General features: G+C 41.2%; 19 protein-coding genes. 5 read left to right on the top strand and 14 right to left on the bottom strand.

Going from position 1 to position 20094, the window contains the following annotated elements; all coding sequences use genetic code 11:
• Positions 1 to 21: 21 nt before the first annotated feature.
• Positions 22 to 837, bottom strand: coding sequence for a hypothetical protein (locus JIG37_RS17205; RefSeq protein ID WP_235372846.1), 816 nt, complete (start codon positions 835 to 837; stop codon positions 22 to 24).
• Between the two features lie 82 nt (positions 838 to 919).
• Positions 920 to 1579: a signal peptidase I gene (gene lepB, locus JIG37_RS17200; protein ID WP_166340699.1), complete on the bottom strand. Its 660-nt coding sequence runs from the start codon at positions 1577 to 1579 to the stop codon at positions 920 to 922.
• A gap of 186 nt (positions 1580 to 1765) precedes the next feature.
• Between lepB and JIG37_RS17195 the strand changes: the two genes are divergently transcribed.
• Positions 1766 to 2224, top strand: a complete 459-nt coding sequence (locus tag JIG37_RS17195; RefSeq protein WP_199529913.1) for a hypothetical protein — start codon at positions 1766 to 1768, stop codon at positions 2222 to 2224.
• On the top strand, positions 2225 to 2431 hold the full coding sequence (locus JIG37_RS17190; RefSeq protein WP_054552938.1) for a helix-turn-helix transcriptional regulator: 207 nt from the start codon (positions 2225 to 2227) through the stop codon (positions 2429 to 2431).
• A gap of 56 nt (positions 2432 to 2487) precedes the next feature.
• Here JIG37_RS17190 and JIG37_RS17185 read toward each other — a convergent pair whose 3' ends face one another.
• From JIG37_RS17185 to aceK, 4 genes are read right to left on the bottom strand one after another with little or no spacing between them, the layout of a single operon-like run.
• Positions 2488 to 2748 carry a DUF2999 family protein gene (locus JIG37_RS17185; protein ID WP_054561248.1) on the bottom strand — a complete coding sequence of 87 codons (261 nt, stop codon included), beginning with the start codon at positions 2746 to 2748 and terminating at the stop codon, positions 2488 to 2490.
• Positions 2749 to 2801: 53 nt separating this feature from the next.
• A complete protein-coding gene (locus JIG37_RS17180; RefSeq protein WP_199529912.1) occupies positions 2802 to 3764 on the bottom strand; it encodes a zinc-binding dehydrogenase in 963 nt (320 codons plus the stop codon).
• 8 nt (positions 3765 to 3772) lie between these two features.
• A complete protein-coding gene (locus tag JIG37_RS17175) occupies positions 3773 to 4165 on the bottom strand; it encodes a hypothetical protein (protein ID WP_199529911.1) in 393 nt (130 codons plus the stop codon).
• A gap of 49 nt (positions 4166 to 4214) precedes the next feature.
• On the bottom strand, positions 4215 to 6044 hold the full coding sequence (gene aceK, locus JIG37_RS17170) for a bifunctional isocitrate dehydrogenase kinase/phosphatase (protein ID WP_166340695.1): 1830 nt from the start codon (positions 6042 to 6044) through the stop codon (positions 4215 to 4217).
• Positions 6045 to 6149: 105 nt separating this feature from the next.
• On the opposite strand from aceK, the gene JIG37_RS17165 reads away from it, so the two are divergent.
• Positions 6150 to 7097: a LysR family transcriptional regulator gene (locus JIG37_RS17165; RefSeq protein ID WP_199529910.1), complete on the top strand. Its 948-nt coding sequence runs from the start codon at positions 6150 to 6152 to the stop codon at positions 7095 to 7097.
• Positions 7098 to 7209: 112 nt separating this feature from the next.
• Positions 7210 to 7653 carry a hypothetical protein gene (locus JIG37_RS17160; protein WP_138602318.1) on the top strand — a complete coding sequence of 148 codons (444 nt, stop codon included), beginning with the start codon at positions 7210 to 7212 and terminating at the stop codon, positions 7651 to 7653.
• Here the strand turns inward: JIG37_RS17160 and icd are convergent.
• From icd to JIG37_RS17125, 7 genes are all read right to left on the bottom strand, one after another.
• Complete coding sequence (icd, locus tag JIG37_RS17155; protein ID WP_199529931.1) at positions 7650 to 8924, bottom strand: NADP-dependent isocitrate dehydrogenase; 1275 nt, start codon at positions 8922 to 8924, stop codon at positions 7650 to 7652. The two genes, JIG37_RS17160 and icd, sit on opposite strands and share 4 nt — an antisense overlap.
• A 92-nt stretch (positions 8925 to 9016) precedes the next feature.
• Positions 9017 to 11698, bottom strand: coding sequence for a 7TM diverse intracellular signaling domain-containing protein (locus tag JIG37_RS17150; protein ID WP_199529909.1), 2682 nt, complete (start codon positions 11696 to 11698; stop codon positions 9017 to 9019).
• A 37-nt stretch (positions 11699 to 11735) separates the two neighbouring features.
• The gene (locus JIG37_RS17145; protein WP_199529908.1) at positions 11736 to 14000 is read right to left on the bottom strand and encodes a TonB-dependent receptor; all 2265 of its coding nucleotides are present in this window, start codon (positions 13998 to 14000) and stop codon (positions 11736 to 11738) included.
• 142 nt (positions 14001 to 14142) lie between these two features.
• The gene (locus JIG37_RS17140) at positions 14143 to 16374 is read right to left on the bottom strand and encodes an NAD(P)-binding protein (RefSeq protein ID WP_199529907.1); all 2232 of its coding nucleotides are present in this window, start codon (positions 16372 to 16374) and stop codon (positions 14143 to 14145) included.
• 2 nt (positions 16375 to 16376) lie between these two features.
• Positions 16377 to 17324 carry an acetoacetate decarboxylase gene (locus JIG37_RS17135; RefSeq protein ID WP_199529906.1) on the bottom strand — a complete coding sequence of 316 codons (948 nt, stop codon included), beginning with the start codon at positions 17322 to 17324 and terminating at the stop codon, positions 16377 to 16379.
• A 45-nt stretch (positions 17325 to 17369) separates the two neighbouring features.
• Entirely contained in the window at positions 17370 to 17945 is a 576-nt protein-coding gene (locus JIG37_RS17130) for a dienelactone hydrolase family protein (RefSeq protein ID WP_166340690.1), read from the bottom strand.
• A gap of 445 nt (positions 17946 to 18390) precedes the next feature.
• Positions 18391 to 18537, bottom strand: a complete 147-nt coding sequence (locus tag JIG37_RS17125; protein WP_171043800.1) for a hypothetical protein — start codon at positions 18535 to 18537, stop codon at positions 18391 to 18393.
• Positions 18538 to 18590: 53 nt separating this feature from the next.
• Here JIG37_RS17125 and JIG37_RS17120 point away from each other — a divergent pair, with 53 nt between their 5' ends.
• Entirely contained in the window at positions 18591 to 19454 is an 864-nt protein-coding gene (locus tag JIG37_RS17120; protein WP_199529905.1) for a TIGR02285 family protein, read from the top strand.
• A gap of 61 nt (positions 19455 to 19515) precedes the next feature.
• Here the strand turns inward: JIG37_RS17120 and JIG37_RS17115 are convergent, their stop codons facing one another.
• Entirely contained in the window at positions 19516 to 20094 is a 579-nt protein-coding gene (locus JIG37_RS17115; protein ID WP_054552925.1) for a YceI family protein, read from the bottom strand.

Below are 20094 nucleotides of genomic sequence, written 5' to 3'. Positions count from 1 at the left end.
CTTTAGATTAATGTTGTTAGCTTAAGAGCTGGGGCATGCAGGATATTCAGTCAGTACTTGAGTAATTATTTGCCCAAACTGCTGGTGTTGCTGTTCGGTAATCGCAAAAGCAGCATTGTAAGCTAGGGTATCTGCAAGCTCACCTGTTATAACTTCATAAAAAGTCATCGCGGTCAGTAAGTGCCCTGCATCTGAAGCATGATTTCCATCTGCACTGTAAAAATTAAGCCCAGGTAATGCGGCGATTGCTTTGTCCCAAACTAAGCCGATTGGTGCAACACAGCTTGCCTCTTTTTCGCTAATCGACAAATGCAATTGATAAACAAGCTCCCCTTCTTTGCTATCACCTCTTTGCGGATGCTCAGGAAACAAAATAGGTGTAATTTCCAGCTCTTTTGCACTGGCAATTAATCGCTCAGCCTCACTTGTAGAATAATTAACAGAGCCAGACTGAGAATACTTTTGACCTTGAAAAATAGCATGGCTCCAATTGGCTTGCTGTAGCTTTTCAACATTGCCCGATGTGTTCACTATTTCATCTAAAAAACGACCACTGACGGTAAGCGTTGAAACTTGAGCGTTGGTTAACTCACTGGAAATAAGCTGTTCAAGCAAATCCCCTAATCTAGCACTATGGCTATTGCCATAAATAATAATTTTATAGTCAGCACTACCACTGTTATCGACAAGCTCAACACCTGTATCCGGTGTTGAGCTGTTAGTGTCATCAACTTTTGTAGATTCGTTTTTTGAGCTCGAACCACATGCAACTAGGCTAATTGAAAAGACGAGTAACAAAAAAGATCGAATTAATCTCGCACACTTATCATTTATCATACTTTACCTTTTGGCTTATTATTTTTATGTCGTTAATATTGAAACATAAAATTATAAATTGCCAATTTTGTACGATTTTTATCTAGGGTGCTATGTACAAATCATGCAAGAGTCGCTCTTTTCGAGGTAAGTAATAATCATCATAATCAAGTGACACTATGACTCTTTTAGCTTTGCCTAATAACTCACTGCGAGGCACTAGCCCAATCACTCGCGAGTCTGCACTGTGGTCTCGGTTATCGCCCATCGCTAGATACATATCATTTGGAATAACGACAGGGGCAAAATGCTGCATCACCGAAGGCGTTTTTGATACCTGAATAGCATGCTGAACACCAGCAAGGTTTTCAATCAGTGTTTGCTGCTGTTGCTTGTCATCAGCCAATAAATAATCAAGTGCTTTACCGTTAATGATCAATTTATTATCGACTAAAGTCACTGTATCGCCCGGCACGCCAATAACACGCTTTATCAAACGGTTATTTGCAGCCTTAGAATCAAATACAATAATATCGCCGGCTTTTGGCTCATCAGTACGCATTAGCGAAATATGACTAAATGGTACACGCAGATCATAAGCCATTTTATCCGTTAAAATACGGTCCCCTTCAACAATGGTCGGATTCATAGAACCTGTTGGCACTTCATACCAATCAGCCACTGCACTTCTAAACACACTCATCAAGCAGATAAATAAAATCAATGAGCGGTTATTTTTCCATACTTTTAAAAGCCAGTTCATATTCGTTCCTTATTTATTGTTTGTGTCATTAGGAGTCTGAGCGGTACAAATTAGTTCTTAACTAAATGTAACGAAATGCGTCAATGATAAAAATACCATACATGATGTTAAAAATATTTGACACAGCAAGCAATGAGTAGTTTACTTAACACCAAGTCAAATATTTTTTACATAGGGTGGAAGAAAATGAGCTACAAAGAAATGACAATTTGGGGCACCTTGGTGGTAACCATAGGCCTGTTAAGCTATTACCTGTTAGGTATTAATTCACTACAAGCCGCGGGTGCTCTAAGCCAAGAGACCATGGTGTCTTATTTGTATAGGGTTGCCGTAGTTGCGGTGATCCTAGAGATAATTATGCAATCTGTACTTGCTGGTATTAAACACAAAGAAGCAGACTTAGGGGATGATGAGCGTGATAAGCTCATTGACCTAAAAAGCACCAAGCTTGGTCACTGGTTTTGCTCTGCAACTATCTTAATATGTGTATTTTTAGCGACGCAAATTGAGCGCGTATCTGGACGCATGCTGTTACCTGAGGTCTCTGATCTATATAATATTATGCACTTTCTTATTATTGGTTTTTTAGTCAGTGACATTATTACTATTGCCAGCAAAGCCTATTTATATCGAAGAGACAGCTAGATGACAAAACAGCTCAGTAATACCATTCGGGAACTTCGATTTCATCACAACGAAATGACTCAGCAAGCATTGGCAGAGGCAGTTGGCGTTTCAAGGCAAACTATAGTAGCAATTGAAAAAGGTAAATATTCACCCTCGCTCGAGGTGGCTTTTAAGATTGCTCAACTGTTTGATAAGAAACTAGACGACGTGTTTTCGTATCAGTAATTAACAAAAAAGGTTAGCCGAAGAGCTAACCTTTTTTAAATTCGTATCATTTAATTTTATGACTGCTGATTTTTGAACTGCGCTTTGGCTTGCTCAACTTCATCATCACTGATACCCACTGATTCAGCCGCTTCTTTAATAAGGTGTGGCTGCGTCATCACTAATGCCATCAATTGTTGAAGCTTTTCTGGTGGGATACCTAACTGTTGAACCAGACCCATTGCCATCATTGGGTTTTCCATAAACGCTTGAAACAGCTCACGCACTTTTTCGTCACTTACATTGTGCTCTTTGAGCATTGCAATAATAGGGTTCATATTAACCTTTACTTTTAACTACTAATAAAACCAATAATATGGGCAAATTGATGTTATTCAACTAACATCACCACTTTTCCCGAGTTTTCGTTGTTATCTAAAATACGGTGAGCCTCATTCGCTTCTTGCCAATTTAAGGTTTTATAGATATTGCAATCGAAAAGCCCGTTGGCCAAGTCATCATAAAAACGCGAAATAAACTGCTCTTTTAAATCACGTTTAAATTCAATTGAACGGTTACGCAAGGTTGATGCATGAAAGGAAATACGTTTGCTTAGCAGCCTTGCAAAGTCAACCTCAGCAAAGCGCGCATCTAAAAAGGCTAACATCACAATTTGGCAATCCATTGCTGCAACGGCAGCATTTTTATTTAAATAGCTTCCAGAAACAGGATCAACAATGGTATTGGCCTGTAAATTATTGGCTTTGAAGTACTCTACAAAATCAGTGGTTTTATAATTAATGGTGTGATCTGCACCAAGCTGTTTGGCATGCTCACACTTTTCATCACTACCTGCAGTGATCACCACTTGAGCGCCTGCGCGTTTTGCCATTTGAATTGCCGCCCCACCGACACCACTAGCTCCCGCATGGATCAGTGCCGTCTGCCCCGCTTTGAGCTGACCAAATTGAAATAAGGCAGAAAAAGCCGTTAAGTATACTTCACTGATAGCAGCGCCCTCTGCCATTGTCATTTCATCTGGTAACGACATTACTTGCGCAGCATCAACGGCAACATACTCGCTGTAAGCACCGCCCGCACACAAGGCAAAAACGCGTTTATTAAGCCAATCTCCCGATACTGCACTACCTTGCTCAACAATGGTACCGGCGCATTCTAACCCTAGAATCTCACTGTCACCTTTGGACGCAGGATATTTACCTTGTCGCTGTAAACAATCTGCGCGATTAACGCCGATTGCTGCAACAGCAATAAGAACTTCGTTATCTTTTAGGGCTGGTTTATCTGTTTGCGCAAAATGTAACTGTGAGTCTTCGTGCTTAATATAACGCATATCACCTTCTATTTAATTCGTTGCCAGATCTCAGCTTCGACTAACTTACCATTTTCATACAAGGTGTGGTGCCACAAGTCACCTTCTAGTTTGTAATCAAATGCCATGGTCTTACCAAGTAGTGAAGGTACATTACCATAGGAGAAAGTTTCGATAAATTGCTGGTCTTGCAAAACATATTTGCCGCCACCAGCATAATGAAAGTTGCCTTGTTTTTGGGTGATATAGCTAAAATGACTGGGTGTAATCAGTTTAACTGAGGTTATTTCTGGCGCTTTTGCCGTCACATAGCCGTCATTGGTTGCATATTTGCCTTCAACAAATTGCCAGCTACCTAATAACGGATTGGCGCTTACCATAGACGAAATAAATAAACTCGATATTAACAGTGTGTTTTTCATAGTGCGTTCCTTAGCTTTTTAAACAGCATACGCTAACACTATGTTCCTATTAAACAGTTATAGATTGAGATTTTTTCATTTGAGCTCTCATCGAAGAAAAGCGCCAAGACTGCTTATAAGGATAAACATCAAGCAATTGCCCATCGTTTATAGCTGTTTGTAATTGCTGCCACATTGTGGCGGTGAAAATATCTTGATGCGCAACATTAAAGTGATCAAACGCCCGCTTATTGGCGCTAAAAAATACTTTAAACTGGCTCGGAAATACGTCATTTTCTGCAATATCAAAGTAACTTTCGCTACTGAGTTCATCTAATGAATCCTCGGTTTTGGGCAGCTCTCGAAATTGGCACTCTGTCATCGGGCAAATTTCATCGTAGTCGTAGAACACCACTCTTCCCCAACGAGTTACACCAAAGTTTTTCATCAGCATATCACCGGGGAAAATATTAGCCCCCGCAAGCTCTTTTATTGCTTTACCGTAATCAACCATTACTTGCTGCAGTTTTCGCTCATCACAGTCGTTGATATACAAATTAAGCGGCGTCATTTTGCGCTCAACATACACATGGCGCAAAATAAGTGCATTACCCGAAATCACTAAGCTATCGCCAATTTGCTGCTGCATTATTTGTATAAGCTCATCACTAAATCGGCTTAAATCAAACGCTAAATAACGAAATTCGTGTGTATCAACTAGCCGGCCTACTCGGTCAGCTTGTTTAACAAAGTCGTACTTAGCCATTACTTGTTGTTTGGTGGCCGTTTTTGGCGCACTAAATTTATCCTTTATTACCTTGTACACATAATCTGAGCCTGGGGTGGTAAATACCAGCATCACCATGCCCGGCGTACCCGGCGCAAGTGTGTATTTATCGTCAACGGGGCTATTACGGGTGGTATCAACTTTATAACGATAAAACTCGGTTTTCGCGTGTTTGATAAAGCCTATGGCATTAAACAGCTCAAAACGTTGCTTATGAGGCATTAAAACACTGAGGTAATCAACATATCGGGCGGGTTGGTCAGTGTCGACCATAAAATAAGTACGCGCAAAGCCAAACAACAAGCTGAGTTGATCAGCTCCCATCATCACGGCATCAATGTGAAGACCTTTTTCACTGTTTAATAGCGCAATCGCAAATGGCATGTTATCGCCATTTTTAGCAATACAGCGGCCTATGATGTAGCACGCTTTATTTCTGAAAAACAATGAATTGGCGTATTCAATATAGCCATCGTTGAGAGCAAGCAGCTCATAAACTTGTGGGCATTGTTGTTTCGCTCCAGCAATCAAGGTGCGCTGTAACATGGCTACATCATCAGCAAAGTTAGCGTATTGTGAGCGAAACACATGGCGCTTTATCAAGCTACTAATCGCACTTTCAAAGCCATTTTGCAGAGAAATGCGGCTAACCAGTGAATCAAAGGGCCTTGGCCCCAGTTGATAGCGCGCTTTTAGCACAAACAAGTGCACATTGCGGATTTTTCGTGAGTCCCAAATTGCACCGAAGGTTGAATTAAAAAAGGTATGAGCAATGGGCTGGTTTTCGTGATTTTGCACCATTTCTGCGTATATTTGTTTGGCTAATAACCAAAGCGCTGGGTCGTCTACTTCGCTATAAGCAATAATTTTTACCGCTTGGCTTACCTTTTTTACTTGCCCTTCGTAAACCTGCAGTCGCGATTTCATAGCTCCTTGAACTTGATGCCACTGGCGCTGTTCAAAACGACTTTGAGCGCCGAGAGTTATATTTAAAAACTCTGCAAACATAGCCTCAAAGCCAGCATACACCGCACGGGCAAGCTTAGTCGCTACGACCTGATTTAACTGTTCGCTGTGTGATTTAACAGCCAAATGTGAACTTTGCTGTGGCATTATTTTTATCGCTTATGCTGATTATTTTAGTCGCCTTGTTTACACACAATAGCAAGCGCGCTTTAATTTAGGTAATTAATAAAGATAATAAATAAGATTGATCAAATGAATATTAGGCACGTCGACCTCAACCTATTGGTGTATTTAAATGTCCTCATTGACGAACAAAGTGTGTCTCAAGCCGCCAATAAACTAGCTTTGACTCAACCTGCAATGAGTAATGCCCTTAAACGTTTGCGTGATTTATTTGATGATCCATTATTAGTAAGAGCCGCTGGCACAATGACGCCAACCGCAAAAGCGCTCAGCCTTAAACCTGAAATAGAATCACTGTTAAAAATGGCTGAGGAAATTACTCAGCCTAGTGAGGTATTCGACCCGAGCACCGCAAATATAACGTTTCGGATCATGGCAAACGACTACCTTGAGTCAACGCTTATTGCGCCGTTTATCACCCAGCAGCTAGCAAAGAACCCTGGGCTTAATTTTGATATTTTGAGCCCAAGTGATGTTAACCTTCAAGATATGGAAAAAGGCACCATCGACCTTGCCATTAATCGCTTTAACGGCCTGCCCCGCTCATTCCACCAAGCCAGTGTGTGGCGAGACAATTACTGCTGCTTAACACACCCAGACAACCCTTACTTACAACAACAAAACCTTGAAGGCTACCTTGCACAAGAACACATTTGGGTAAATCGGGCTGGTTGGGGCGTTGAAGCGGCCGTAACAAATAAATCAGGCAGCCAAAAACTCGGCTGGGTCGATGAGGCATTATGGCAATTAGAACAAACCCGCAATATTCGCGTATTCACCCGCCATTACATGGTGGCGAGCCTACTTTGCCAATCACCTCAACTTATTGCCACATTGCCCCGCCGCCAAGCCATGTTACTTGCAAAACACACTGATTTGGTAATAAGTCCAGTTCCATTTCAAATAGTTCCTATTGAAGTAAAAATGTTATGGAGCCCTTTGCTACATCACGCAAACCCGCATCAGTGGCTGCGTAGAGAGCTACTCGCCTTTGCCAGTACTGTGGCTGATCGCTAAAAACAAGCATAATATTGATAAAATCAATATCAGTTATTGAAAACAACAATTTCATTAATAATGAGTGAAGGGCTAGAGTGAAGTTAAGCACATAAACAAAGAGAAAATGATTATGGAAACTTCAGCGCAATTCACTCAACAGGACGGCCTTTACATCAATGGTCAATTACACTCATTCATCGAGCAGCAGCTTTGTAAAAAAAGCGATTTAGCTTGCGAAGAAATTTACCAAACACTGGCAACCATGGTTGATGAGTTTGGTTGCCAATGTCGTAAAACCAAACATCAAGATGATGATGTTTTACAAGCAGACACACTGTTAAAAGCATATAGCACAGTACGTACTCACCCGCATTGCCATGTTGATGCACAAACAACAACTGCAGTGCTCGATGAATATTGCTGCCAAGTACCAGCTATTTTAGTGGTTGCGTTAATGGATACATTAACAGGCATGACAAGCAATGAGCCGGGTGCAGAGCACATTTATCAACGTGCAGCACAGTTAACAGGTAAACCATGTGTCTACGCAGTTAAAAGCGCCAATGCCGCTTAATATGGTTCATTATTTGAGTTACTTATTCGCGCGATGATGCTTGTTGCAAAATCACTGCAACTAAGCATCGTCGCATCGGCTACTAAGTTAGCCAAATCAAACGTCATTTCATTCGCTGTAAGCGTCTGTTCTAGGGCTTTTTCTATTTTATTCGCCGCTTCGTGCCAGCCCATAAAGCGTAGCATCATAACCGCACTTAAAATACTGCTTGTTGGATTTGCACTATCTTCCCCGGCGATGCGATTAAATGTGCCATGAGTTGGTTCAAAAAAGGCCACTTCATTATTTAAGTTTGCCGCAGGCATAATACCTACCCCACCGACTTGTGCGGTTAGCATATCAGCTAAGTAATCGCCGTTTTGATTGGTTGTTACCACCACATCAAATTGCTCTGGGGTGAGCAGCGCTTGTTGAAGCATATTATCAGCAATCACTTCTTTAATGATTAAATCATCTTGTTCGTCTCGTTTGATCACCAACCAACGACCATTTTCATGCGCTTCAGCGTTAAACTCTTGCTCTGCAAGGGCAAATGCCCAGCGTTTAAAAGCGCCATCGGTAAATTTTAATACATTGCCTTTGTGCACCACAGTCAGTGATTCACTGCGCTCTTTAAGGGCAAAGTTAAGGGCGTAACGCATTAGTCGCTCTGCCGCCTCTTTCGAGCTATTTTTAATACCAATGCCACATTGGTTATCAAAACGAAGTCGGGTGACACCCATTTCTTGGCATAAGAAATCAAGCATACGTTCGTTGTCAATACTGCCAGCCTGCCATTCAATGCCCGAGTAAACGTCTTCAGAGCTGTCGCGTATTACTGTGATTTGGGTTTTTTCAGGCTCTTTTAAGGGCGATGGTAAATGCGGGTAACTGCGAATGGGCCGCATGTTAACGAATAAGTCCATCTCATGACGAAGAGCCACATTTAATGAGCGAAAGCCTCCGCCAAGGGGGGTTGTTAACGGCCCTTTTATGGCAATTTTATACTGTCTAACGGCATGCAGGGTTTCTTGCGGGAACCAGTCGCCGTCGTATAATGCTGCCGCTTTTTCGCCATTGAACACTTCCATCCAATGTATTTGTTTATCACCTTGATAAGCATGACTCACCGCAGCATCGACAATATCTCGCATCACCGGGCTAATATCTTGACCCACACCATCGCCTTCAATATAAGCAATAACCGGGTTATCAGGAATATGCCATTGGCCCTTACTATCAATCGTAATTTGCGCGCCGTTCGAGGGGACTGAAATATGTTGATACTGCATCATGCCTTCCCAGCAAAGAGTTTTAACAATATTAATATCAAGAAATAGCTAATTTGTCTGTGCTTACAAATAAATAGCCGCTATTCAAACAATCAATGGGTTACCTTGGTAAATTCATTTTCCATCGCATTAAATAATGAGCCAATTAACTGGGTATCCAAGGTTACAGTATCCTCTTTTAAGGCCGTATCGACAGCCACTGCTTTTACATACAGCATTTCACACTCAAACATATTAGCTGCACCTTTGAGCATATGCACATTTTTGCTAAACCCTTCTAAATCCATTTTTTTATATTGTTCTAGCATTTCTTTGTACTGTGTCTCTAACCCTTTTATATAATCATTTTTTAATGCCTGAAACTCTTTTTCAGGCAACTTTATATCTGCTAACTCATCGCATTCTAAATAACTGGCAATTTTATGACTAAAGGCATTTCTATCGATTGGTTTTGCAATCAAATCATTAAAGCCCTGCTTCATATAACGCGTCACTTCATGCTTCATAGTATTCGCTGTTAGCGCAATGATAGGCACGCTTACTCCGGTTGCTTGCATCATTTTTAAAGCTTCTTGGCCGTCCATAATCGGCATTTGAATATCGAGCAAAATAAGGTCAAAGCTGTCTTCGAGGGTTGCTTGTACTGCGTCTTTACCATTTTCAACGGTGGTCACTGTCAGCCCCATACGCTCTAATATTCGCGCAATTAAACGTCGGTTATCTGGGTGGTCTTCGGCAAGTAATACCCTGCCCTTTAGGTTCTCTGGCGCATCAAGCTTACTAAACGGTGAGGTTTCAACAAGTTTCACTTCGCTCATATCATTGAGCCAACGAGTGTTGTCTGTGGTGTACACCGACATAGTGAAAATAAACTCACTGCCAGAGCCGACATTACTTTTAACGCTGATATCCCCATCCAATTTCTGCGCAAGGCTCTTTGAAATATTAAGACCAAGACCTGTGCCACCATACTGCCTAGAAATACTCGAATCAGCTTGATAAAAAGCACTAAATAACAACTGCTGCTCTTTTTCAGTCATACCAATGCCAGTATCTTTTACACTAATTGACAACTTATCGTTGTGACAGCTCACAGTTAAGGTTATACGCCCCACTTGCGTGAACTTAAGGGCATTGGTTGTTAAGTTTAATAAGATTTGCCTTAATCGACTCGGATCGGTAATCAAGTAGTCTGGTAATGGGAACTGATAATCGACACTGAACTTTAAGCCCTTATCGCGAATTTGCTTGCCAATGAGCGACTCTATATTGGCAATCGTGGCAAACAAGTCCGTTTCGACTAAATCAATTTCGAGCTTGTTAGCTTCAATCTTCGACATATCGAGGATATCGTTAATTAATCCAAGAACATGACGACTATTTTGCAAAATAACCCCAATTCCATGGTTGCGCTCATGGGGCTTAATATCCCCGAGCATAATGCCATCTGCATAACCAATGATTGACGTCATTGGGGTGCGAATTTCATGACTGATATTCGCTAAGAAACGGCTTTTAGCCTCATTTGCATCGCGAAGCTCTGAGGCGAGTTCTTCAAGCTCCAACGTTCTTAAATGGACTTTTTCTTCTAGATTTTTGTTGAGCTCTACGTTGTCATCGTGAAGCAGTCTAAACTTATCGGCCACAGCAAACGCAAGCAACATAGCGTCCATAGCGGTGCCTATCAAACCCAATAAATATAAATTAATGGAGGTTGCTGGCAGCAAGCCTAAATTCGTTAAATTACCTACCATATTCGGTAGCATCATGGCTATGTAAGCAAGCACAAAATATCGCGCCGGCTTAAAGCCAATAAGCATACAGCGAATACCTATGTATAAGCCTAAACATAAAGCAACGCCCGTCACTAACGTTGACCAATAAAAACCAAAGCTTGGCCATAAAATACAAAACGGTATACCCAAGGTCGCGATCACACCCACCATCAATGATAATTGCGCCAGTTTTGGAAATGTCTCTTTGAGTTTAAGCAAGTTGTTGTAAAACAGAATATTGGTTAATGGCGTGAGCGCAAAGCCAAGCCAATGAAGGTGAGGATTATAGTAACCAAATAGCTGATCCGAAATATGGAAAAAGTGGCTCCAAGCAAACACCCAAGATGCAGTAAATAATGCATAGTAAAGATGTGTCACATCACGGGAAACCAAATAAATTAATAAGTTATATAAGCCAAGCGCAATACCCACCCCAAAGCAGAGCATCATGACCATATTTTCAACGGTTATATTCTGAAAATAATCTTGGTATGGCGTTAATACTAGCTTTGCAGGGGTATAAAAGTAGTCACTTTCAAAATAAGTAATAAGCGTATAGCGCTTGCCTTTCACAAGAGACAAACGATTACCATAGTGGAATGCAAACTGATTTGGCTCTTTACCACCCGTTACAAAGTGCTGTATGGGGGCTGTTGGATCAGTGATATCGTAAATGCGGCTTTCTATTTTTGAAACCAAGGTGTTATACGGATAGAGCACTAAATCTTCGATATCACTTTGATTTTCAATTTCAACAATTAACCAATAACTACCACCAACCGAGCTTATTCGAGATTGTGGCTTTTTGCTGGCTCGCCAAGTATCAATTTCAGCCACTGATTGCGGGAACATATTATCGTTCGCCGTAAACACATCACCGACATCATGAAGATTTTGATCAGCCACAGCATCGGTGTAGACAAACGTCTCTTGTGCATTAGCCGAAACACTTAATAACAACAAAAACAGCAGAGTACTAAAATACAGCTTAAACCGCATTCACAAAACCCCTGTACCAGTGTGGAGATGGCAACGACTAGAATTGCAGTGAAACATCAAAGCCATAGCGACGCCCTTCCCCTTTAAAGTCTTCAAGCATGCCTAGGAACGAGCTTAAATCGAACTTTAACTGACTGTATTCAGTATCAAATAAATTTTTGCCCCATAAAGTAAATGACCAATTTTCAACATCGTATTTTAGATGCGCATTAACAATGCTAAAACCGTCTTGGCGGGCATATGGGTTCATGTTCTGGTCAAAATAAAACTCAGACTGATAATCGTAAATAATGTTGGCCGATAACGGATACGACGCCAAGCTGGTGTCGTATTTTAACCCCGCTGATACATTCCATTTAGAGGTAAATGGTAGTTGGTTATCGGTAATACTATTACCAAGTGGGTCAACGTACTCTTCAAATTCAGCATGGGGGATATAGCCTACTGAAAGTAGCATGGCTAATTGCTTAGTTGCTTGGTAATTAATTTCAGTTTCAAGGCCGTAAATTGTTGAGTCAGCCACATTTTCAAGTAATTGCACTGGGGGCATTTGCGGTGTTTCTGACGCTTGGTTCATAAACACTTGTTGGTCGTTATAATCATAATAAAACGCCGCCCAGTTCATTCTAAGTTGCTTCCCAGGCCAGAACGACTTTAAGCCAATTTCATGGGCATTTAAGCGCTCTTTGCCATAGTTTGCCAAGATTGCTTGTTCTTCGGATGACAAAAAGCCGCCATTGTAGCCACCGCTTTTACTACCATTAGCAAAACGATAATAAAGATTGCTTGTATCTGAATAGCGATAATTAACGGCAAATTGCCCGGTAAAACCGTTATCCGACTGCTCATCGGTAACGCGATAAAATGGTACCAGTACCCCGTCTAAGTCGTTCACATCAACCACCGCATTTAAGGTGGCGATTGAGTCATACTCAAGTGACTCATAGTCATATCTAAGACCGGCTGTAATCATCCATTTATCTGCGACAGGCACTTCAATTTGGCTAAATACAGCCAAATTTTGCATCTTGATTTCGTTATCGTAGATAAAGGTCGCGGTTAAATTTGTCGGTAAAACACCCCGGAAATCACGCAAAATATCATTTAAATTATCTTGCTCAATTGTCTCATCGGCAAAATAAATACCACTGGTGAGTGTGTAATCAGCAAGTTCGTTTAATAACCTGAATTCTTGGCTGAATAGTTGGGTATCTAACCCTAATACCCCTTCGCACAAACGAGCTGGGGAGCCATCGCAGTTAAAAGCGTGGCTTCTTTCTAAATCGTTAAAGCTCGACAGTGAAGTAAATGTACTTTGCTCGTTTAAATGCCAATTCAGTTCAGCAATAAAACCGTAGCCATCGGATTTATGAGGTGAATCGTTATTGACGCTCACCGCAAAGAAGTCATCACTGCCATCATTAAAACCAAAGTTATCAAAACAGCGTGTTGAGCCCGCATCTGCTGGTGAACACAGCTCACCCGTTAAAGGGTTTGCGACAATACCAATACTACCAACTGGCTGGGCAATACCATCCCAATCTTCAATATGCGCTTGCAGGTAAAGATCAACCTCATCCCACTCAGACAAAAAAGACACACGGGCATTTTTCTGCTCCATGCCTGCTGTTGGCGAGTCTGCATAAGTGTTTTTTGTTGAGTATTCGTAGTCTTGATAGTTAACCGCAATTCGTAATGCACTGGAACCTGATAGTTGCTGGTTCCACATACCATCAACGCTGGTGGCATTATTGTTGGCAACGCCTAATGTCAACGAGCCATAGCTATCAAACTCAGGGCGATTTGAGCGTATAAGTATTGCACCACCGGTAGAATTACGACCAAACAAGGTACCCTGCGGGCCGCGTAAAATATCGAGCTGTTCAATATCGTACAAGTTAACAATTTGATTATTAGCAGACCCCATCGCAACGCCATCAAGATACATAGCAACAGGTGAGGTATTAGCCGTATTGTAATCAAGTAACCCCACCCCACGGATACTCACAGCGGGAGGCGTCCCTTCTGCGGCGTTTTGGGTGATTTTAACATTTGGCGCAAACAAGCCAATTTCAGTTGAATCTTTAAAATGCTGAGCTTTTAAAATTTCGCCATCCACTTGGCTTACCGCTACACTCACATCTTCAATTGCTTGCGGACGCTTTTGTGCATAAACGCTAATAACTTCCATGTCTTTTTCAGTCTCAGCTCCTTGTGCAAAAGCGCTTGCCATTACACATGCTGCCAAGCAGGTGCTCGACATCATCATAAATTTAGGATCATTCAGAAAGGGTCGCTTCATTGGCTTTTAGACCTTAAAAGAGGGAAACTTGTTAAATTGTTGTAATTTAGTGGTAAGTATAGACCAAACAATAGATTAAAGTCGCATATAAATCATGAAAATTCATGACTTATACGCATACTTATTTATAACTTTGCTCACCCTAACTTTTTTCGAATGCATGCTCTCCGCTAATTTCGCTTGGCCAACCACATATTGCCCGCGCTGTTTGCATACCGGCCATTACAGCAGCCTCAACACAGCCAGCATTAACACCGGTTTTTATCCAATCGCCAGTGATGCGCAAATTGACAAACTGACTGCCATCAGTAGCTAGGCGGTATTTACTTGTATCAACCACAGATAAGACGTAGCGCTCACTGGGATCAACATTAACGCGCCAGTATTGTTGCTCGAGAGCAGGTAAAATGCTGTGCGGATCACTGTAAAAAACCTGCCAATCAAATTTGTTATCAATATAGGCTTGAGGCCAAAGTGGCCGCATATCTGCACTAAACAAATTATGCATATTTGATTTTACTTCGGCTTTCATTTGCTCTGGGAATTGATGAGCACTGGCAGGTGGATAGTTTTCGCAGCTAAATGCACTGCAAAAATAGGCAATGTTCACGGGCGCATTTTCACTTGGCCAATCTTCTTTATCGAGCAAGTTGCCCATTGCCGCCCAGGTATCAAACGGCTCAACAAAGCCACTTAAAATAGGTCCTTCATGAGCGGCATTGGTTTGCGTAAAGCCAAGTTGTTGGTCGGTTTTATTCAACCATACCTGGCAAGCCTGAGTCGCTACACTTTGTACTTTTGTAGCTTGTTGAGAGAGCGCGTAATCTACAGCTAAAAGTTCAGGGGCCACGTGTTCAAGTGAGGCAACCGATACACCTAAAATAAGTGTGTCAAAATCAATACCATGGCGAAGCGTCACTGTTGGCAATGGGGTACCAAAGTGCTCTTGATACACCTCGGGCCAATTACTCCAAAATGACTCTAAATTGATTTGATATTCTTGTAATAAGTGCGCTTGTTCAGAGCTGATTTGCTCATACAGAGGCTCACTTGGCCAGCATGGTAGCTGCTTAACATCGATGAGCGGATCATAGTCTTGGCCAACTAAACTCACCTGTTGGCAAAGCTCAATTTTACTTACCAGCTGTTCACCTTGGTCAGTTTGCCCTGCAGCTAAGTTAGTTAACTGATGGAAAAACTTAAACTTAACGCCGCGCTGCTTTAAAAGTTCATAAATTGGCCCAAAAATGACATCGCCCATCCCAGCTTGCATTTTCCACATCACGCCGCCTTTATAGCAAAGCCCTATACGTAACATGGCAAGGGCGGCAACGCCTGCTTCAACATTGGGTTTATTAAAGTCACCTTTAGGGTATGCGAACACCAAATCATAAAAGCCACGCACTGGCGCGGAATCGACACTGTAAGTTTTGTTAGCACCATTTTTTTCGAGCCACTGACGAAAGTCGAAGCAATTAATGACACCAAAACCGTCGCGATATACTTTGTCTTTAATCAATCCGGTGAGCATTGCAATCGCAAGATCGGCACAAATATAAAGTCTGCGCAGCTCTGGGTTGTCATCGAGTAAATCAATAACTTGGTCTTTAAACCAACGTTTTAACTTTCTGACGATATACCAAATCACCAGTCGATCGGCCTGTTTATCTGTATGGGTGGCCTGCTTTTCGGTGAACTGCAGCAAATGAGTTATCAATGTTCGTGGGTTCGAGGCAATTTCAGTTGCGCCTGCTTCAATATCATCGATGAATTTCTTTGCGCCATTTAAATGGGTATCAATGTCTGCTTTGATTTCTTGATACATGTGTTTGAGTAACGATTGATCCCGTGACTTTTTAGTCACTAAAGTGGTTTTAGCGTCTTGCTGCTGACAAACATGTTCAATACCTTCGGTCCATTTTTTTAGCCATGCTAATGTCATGGTGACAAAGTCCCACACTGTTATATCTAGGCTGCCATCAGCGGGGTTCCCTTCAACGGTAGGAAAATCTATCGGCCAAGTTTGCCATTCGTTATCAATAAACTCTTGTAAAGCAATAAAACTGTGTGGTTTAAATGCCTGCTGCCAAGTAGCCAATGAACAACTAGCAGGTCGATTGAGTGCGTTATACACCCCTTCTAAGGTGCGAAAGCTATTTACGTAGGCACCAAACCAAACATGTAAACCATGCTCTTCGATTCGCTGTCCAAAATGGGCGTTTCGGCCACTCGCCCCTTTACCACCTAGGCGCCACCCCTGTTGATAAATGGTAATCTCGCGTTGGCTTTGCCAATTAGCTTGCTCGGTTAAATACACTGCCGCGGTCATCGCTGCAACACCGCCACCGACAATGGTAATTTTTTCTTTTTCCATGGTTACCCCTGTACCGGTAACAGTTGTGTTGCGCCAAGCTGGTCAAAGTCCATATTGACGTAAAAGGGTAAATGAACCGCTTGTTTGCCAAGTGCAATGCCAAACATGTCATTCAGAGGAAAGCTCGCAAGGGCTTTTACATCCAAACTAAAATCATTGTGTAAAAGTTTTAATTGGTGAATTTTTTTGATTAAAGATGGTGAGTGAACCACGCTTTGATAAACGGCTTTATCTCCTTGACCATCGGGAAATTGTTTAAACAAAATCTGATCCATCTGCGGATGTATAAACCCGCTTAACAATTGTTTAAGAAGTGATAAATCAATGCCTTGAATTTGCGCATCAAATAAATCTGTCACGTGTTTAGAAAAATGCGATAAGTTATCGAGTAGGTTTTCCTTCGTGCTTGCCTGCGTTTGCTCAATGGTTAATAGATCATGCATCGCTAATTTAGAGTCTGGGTTAAACACATCAAAACATTCTAAAGAAATGCTAAAGGCGCCCGCATCACTCACAGTCGCAGGCATTTGATATTCACAGAGGTATTTATTATAACCCCAGGCTTCTCGGCCATTAATTAAAGCATAAATGTTATTGACGCTAATAAATGCCGGATACCAATATAAATGACTAATGTCACCACCTTGCATTTTTGCGACTGGGAGCCAAATAATAATATCGGTTTCTTGCATCCAGCCATGATCTGAAAAAGGTGGCGTTAACGAAGAGATTTTTTCGATATCAGTGAAGGTAAGTAAACACGTGCTCCCTAACACATTAAACGAGGTTGATTCGGTTGCTAGTAAATTTAAAGTTGCATCAACATACTGCTGCATTTTTTGCTCACACCCTGCAACAAAAAATCCGTACATTTGCGCATTGATCATTCGACAAGGTGGTTTAGCAACCGGGTTAGATAAGAAATGGCTGTAATTTGCTTGGTCCGTCATAGTTATTACTTATATTATTGTTTAGTAATGACTATAGACTAGTTTTTAATGGTTGGTGGTAACTTCTAGATGACAACTTTCTTTTAACAGTTGTTCTGTAAATTGCTGATAGCCAAACTGATTAAAATTTTCAGATAACGGATTCATAAAACCATGACCAAAGTCGGCTATTTCACAGCTCACCTTTGCTTTGCTTTTTAATGAAGCAACCACAGGCTTAATATCAAAATGCTCTTCACTGTGAGGAAAAATAAATCGACAAGGGACGTTAGCCTCAAGCTCAAGATGATATCTGACTTGGGATGGATAAAAGGCAATAATTTTTTTAATGAATGAATTTTTTAACTCTGCTTGAGCTCGCCAAACGGCAGCAGCGCCTGCACTAAATGCAATAATCGTGGTTGGCTGACGAATAGCAGCCATTTTTAAATGTACTTTTTCAAAATAACTATCATGGCCGCATTGTGTTAAGAAATGCTGGTATTGAAACTGCTCATTTATAGGGAGCTGAATTTCTCCTTGGTAAGGGTCGCAAAGACTCACCTTACCGCGAAGCTGCTGGGCAAGCAGCGATAAATGCGCTGTTTTACCAAATATATCTGACACCAAAAGGTAATTCATATGCATACTTCTTATTGTTATTTTGTGCCTAATCACAATACGCCCGTTTCTATAAAACATCCAGAAATTATTTTTGATGTTTAAAAAATAAACCTTGCGCTTAGTTAATTCTTACAGTACTCTACTTGTCTGGTTTTTAGAAACCACGCGGTTAACCCCTTACCTTGATCCAGTAATTCCCGCATATTCGTATAAATACTTGCAACTCGTTTGCTAAATGACATTTTGATGAATTTTCAAATCATCACCAAACTGTCACAAACTTAGTCAACACTGTTAGCAAGACAACAAATGTCGGTCTGTATTTTTTAAATGCCTATTAAAGCTCTACAGACACAGACAAAAGAAAGAGTGAGTTTTATTATGTCATATAAATACAACGGATCTTTGATCCAGATCGCACACCCAGTGCAATCAATCTCGGTAAATAAACAGCGTGTAATTTTTAGTGACACGCAAGGCTTAAAAAACGCCATCTTCCAAAAGGCCAGTGATGCACGCCAATTTGTGAAGTGGCTAAAAGCCAACTAAACCCTACCGATAAACGCCAGCCAATACGCTGGCGTTTTAGTTTTTCATCACCAGCCTGCATATAGCTAAATTCCTGCTACACTTATATTTTAAGCCCACAAATAGGTAGTAAAAATGCGTTTTACGTGCTCTATTTTACTATTACTTTTCTGCCTGCCAGTTGCTGCAACCAAGCAACCGAAGTCAATCGAATGGATCATGGTTGATTTTGCTCCCTACTACATCATGAATGACAAATATGAAGGAACTGGTCGTGACGAAAGTGTGATCAAATTACTAGAGCAATTTCTGCCAGAGGTTTCATTTAAACGCACTTTATTGCCGGCTAGTCGTGCCGTGAATGAACTATCAAACCCACACAACAATTACTGTATGCTGTCGTTATATCAAAGCGAGCACCGTAAGCAGCATATTCAGTTTACAGAGCACACTTCAACAGTGGGTTTATCACCCTCCATTGCCATACGTAAAGAGTTAGCCACAAAACTTAAGTTAGACGTCACAAAACCCGTGTCTTTAAAATCGTTATTAAACGAAAAACACTTGGCATTAGGGGTATCAATGAGCCGCTCGTTTGGCACCGATATAGATAGCGTGATTAACGAAAGCCATGACGCTAATATTATCTCACGCCCCGGCAGAGATACACTCGCAAGCTTAACTTATATGCTGCATAAGAAGCGCATTGATATATTACTTGGCTACCCTAGCGAACATTACTATTTGGCGCACTCAATGGGCTTTAAAGATGAATTGACCCAACTGACACTCACCGAAGCACCGGCATTAAGCGTTGGTTATATAGGTTGTACAAATAACAAACAAGGCAAAGAAACGGTAAAACTACTAGATGAAACCCTTGAAAAAATAGCTCACACAAACGCTTTTCATGATGTTTTAGTTCGCTGGCTACCTGATAATTTACAGCCCATTTTAGAAAAAAGGTTAAAAGATAGAAACGAAAGTGCCGCTCATTGAGCGGCACTTTTAATTTCCTAATCCACATAGTTATGCGAATTGGCAGTCGTATTAATGGTGCTTACTTACGCACACCTTCAATGAATAAACCGATATCAACATGCGTAGAAGCAGGGCCTAGATTGTAGTCGATACCATAGTCAGCTAGTTTAAGGCTTGTTTCACCTTCAAAACCAACACGGTATCCACCCCATGGATCTTTACCTTCACCAATTTTATCAATTTCAAAAGTAATGGTTTTAGTCACACCATTTAAGGTGAATTCACCTGTTACATCTGCTTCGTCACCGTCTTCATCAAACTTGATTGAGGTGCTTTTGAATGTTGCCGTTGGGTATTTATCAACATTTAAGAAGTCTTTTCCGCGTAAGTGCTTGTCACGCTCAGCATGGTTTGAGTCGATGCTTTTAGTATCAATCGTTACATTGATTTTAGATGCATTAGGCGCTTTATCGTCATAACTAAAGTCACCTGAAAAAGTATTAAAACGACCATGTAACCAGCTGTAACCTAAGTGCTTAATTTTAAAAGTTACAAATGCGTGTGCACCGTCTGTATCAATAACGTAGTCAGCTGCATTTGCGTTTGCTGTTGAGAAAAGTGCAGCACTTAGTGCTGTGCCTAATAGTAATTTTTTCAT

This window comes from Pseudoalteromonas sp. bablab_jr010, from assembly GCF_016464105.1.
GTDB classification, from domain to species: Bacteria; Pseudomonadota; Gammaproteobacteria; order Enterobacterales; family Alteromonadaceae; genus Pseudoalteromonas; species Pseudoalteromonas simplex.
Note: the sequence above shows the minus strand (reverse complement) of the source record. Positions and strands in the feature narration are given on the sequence as shown.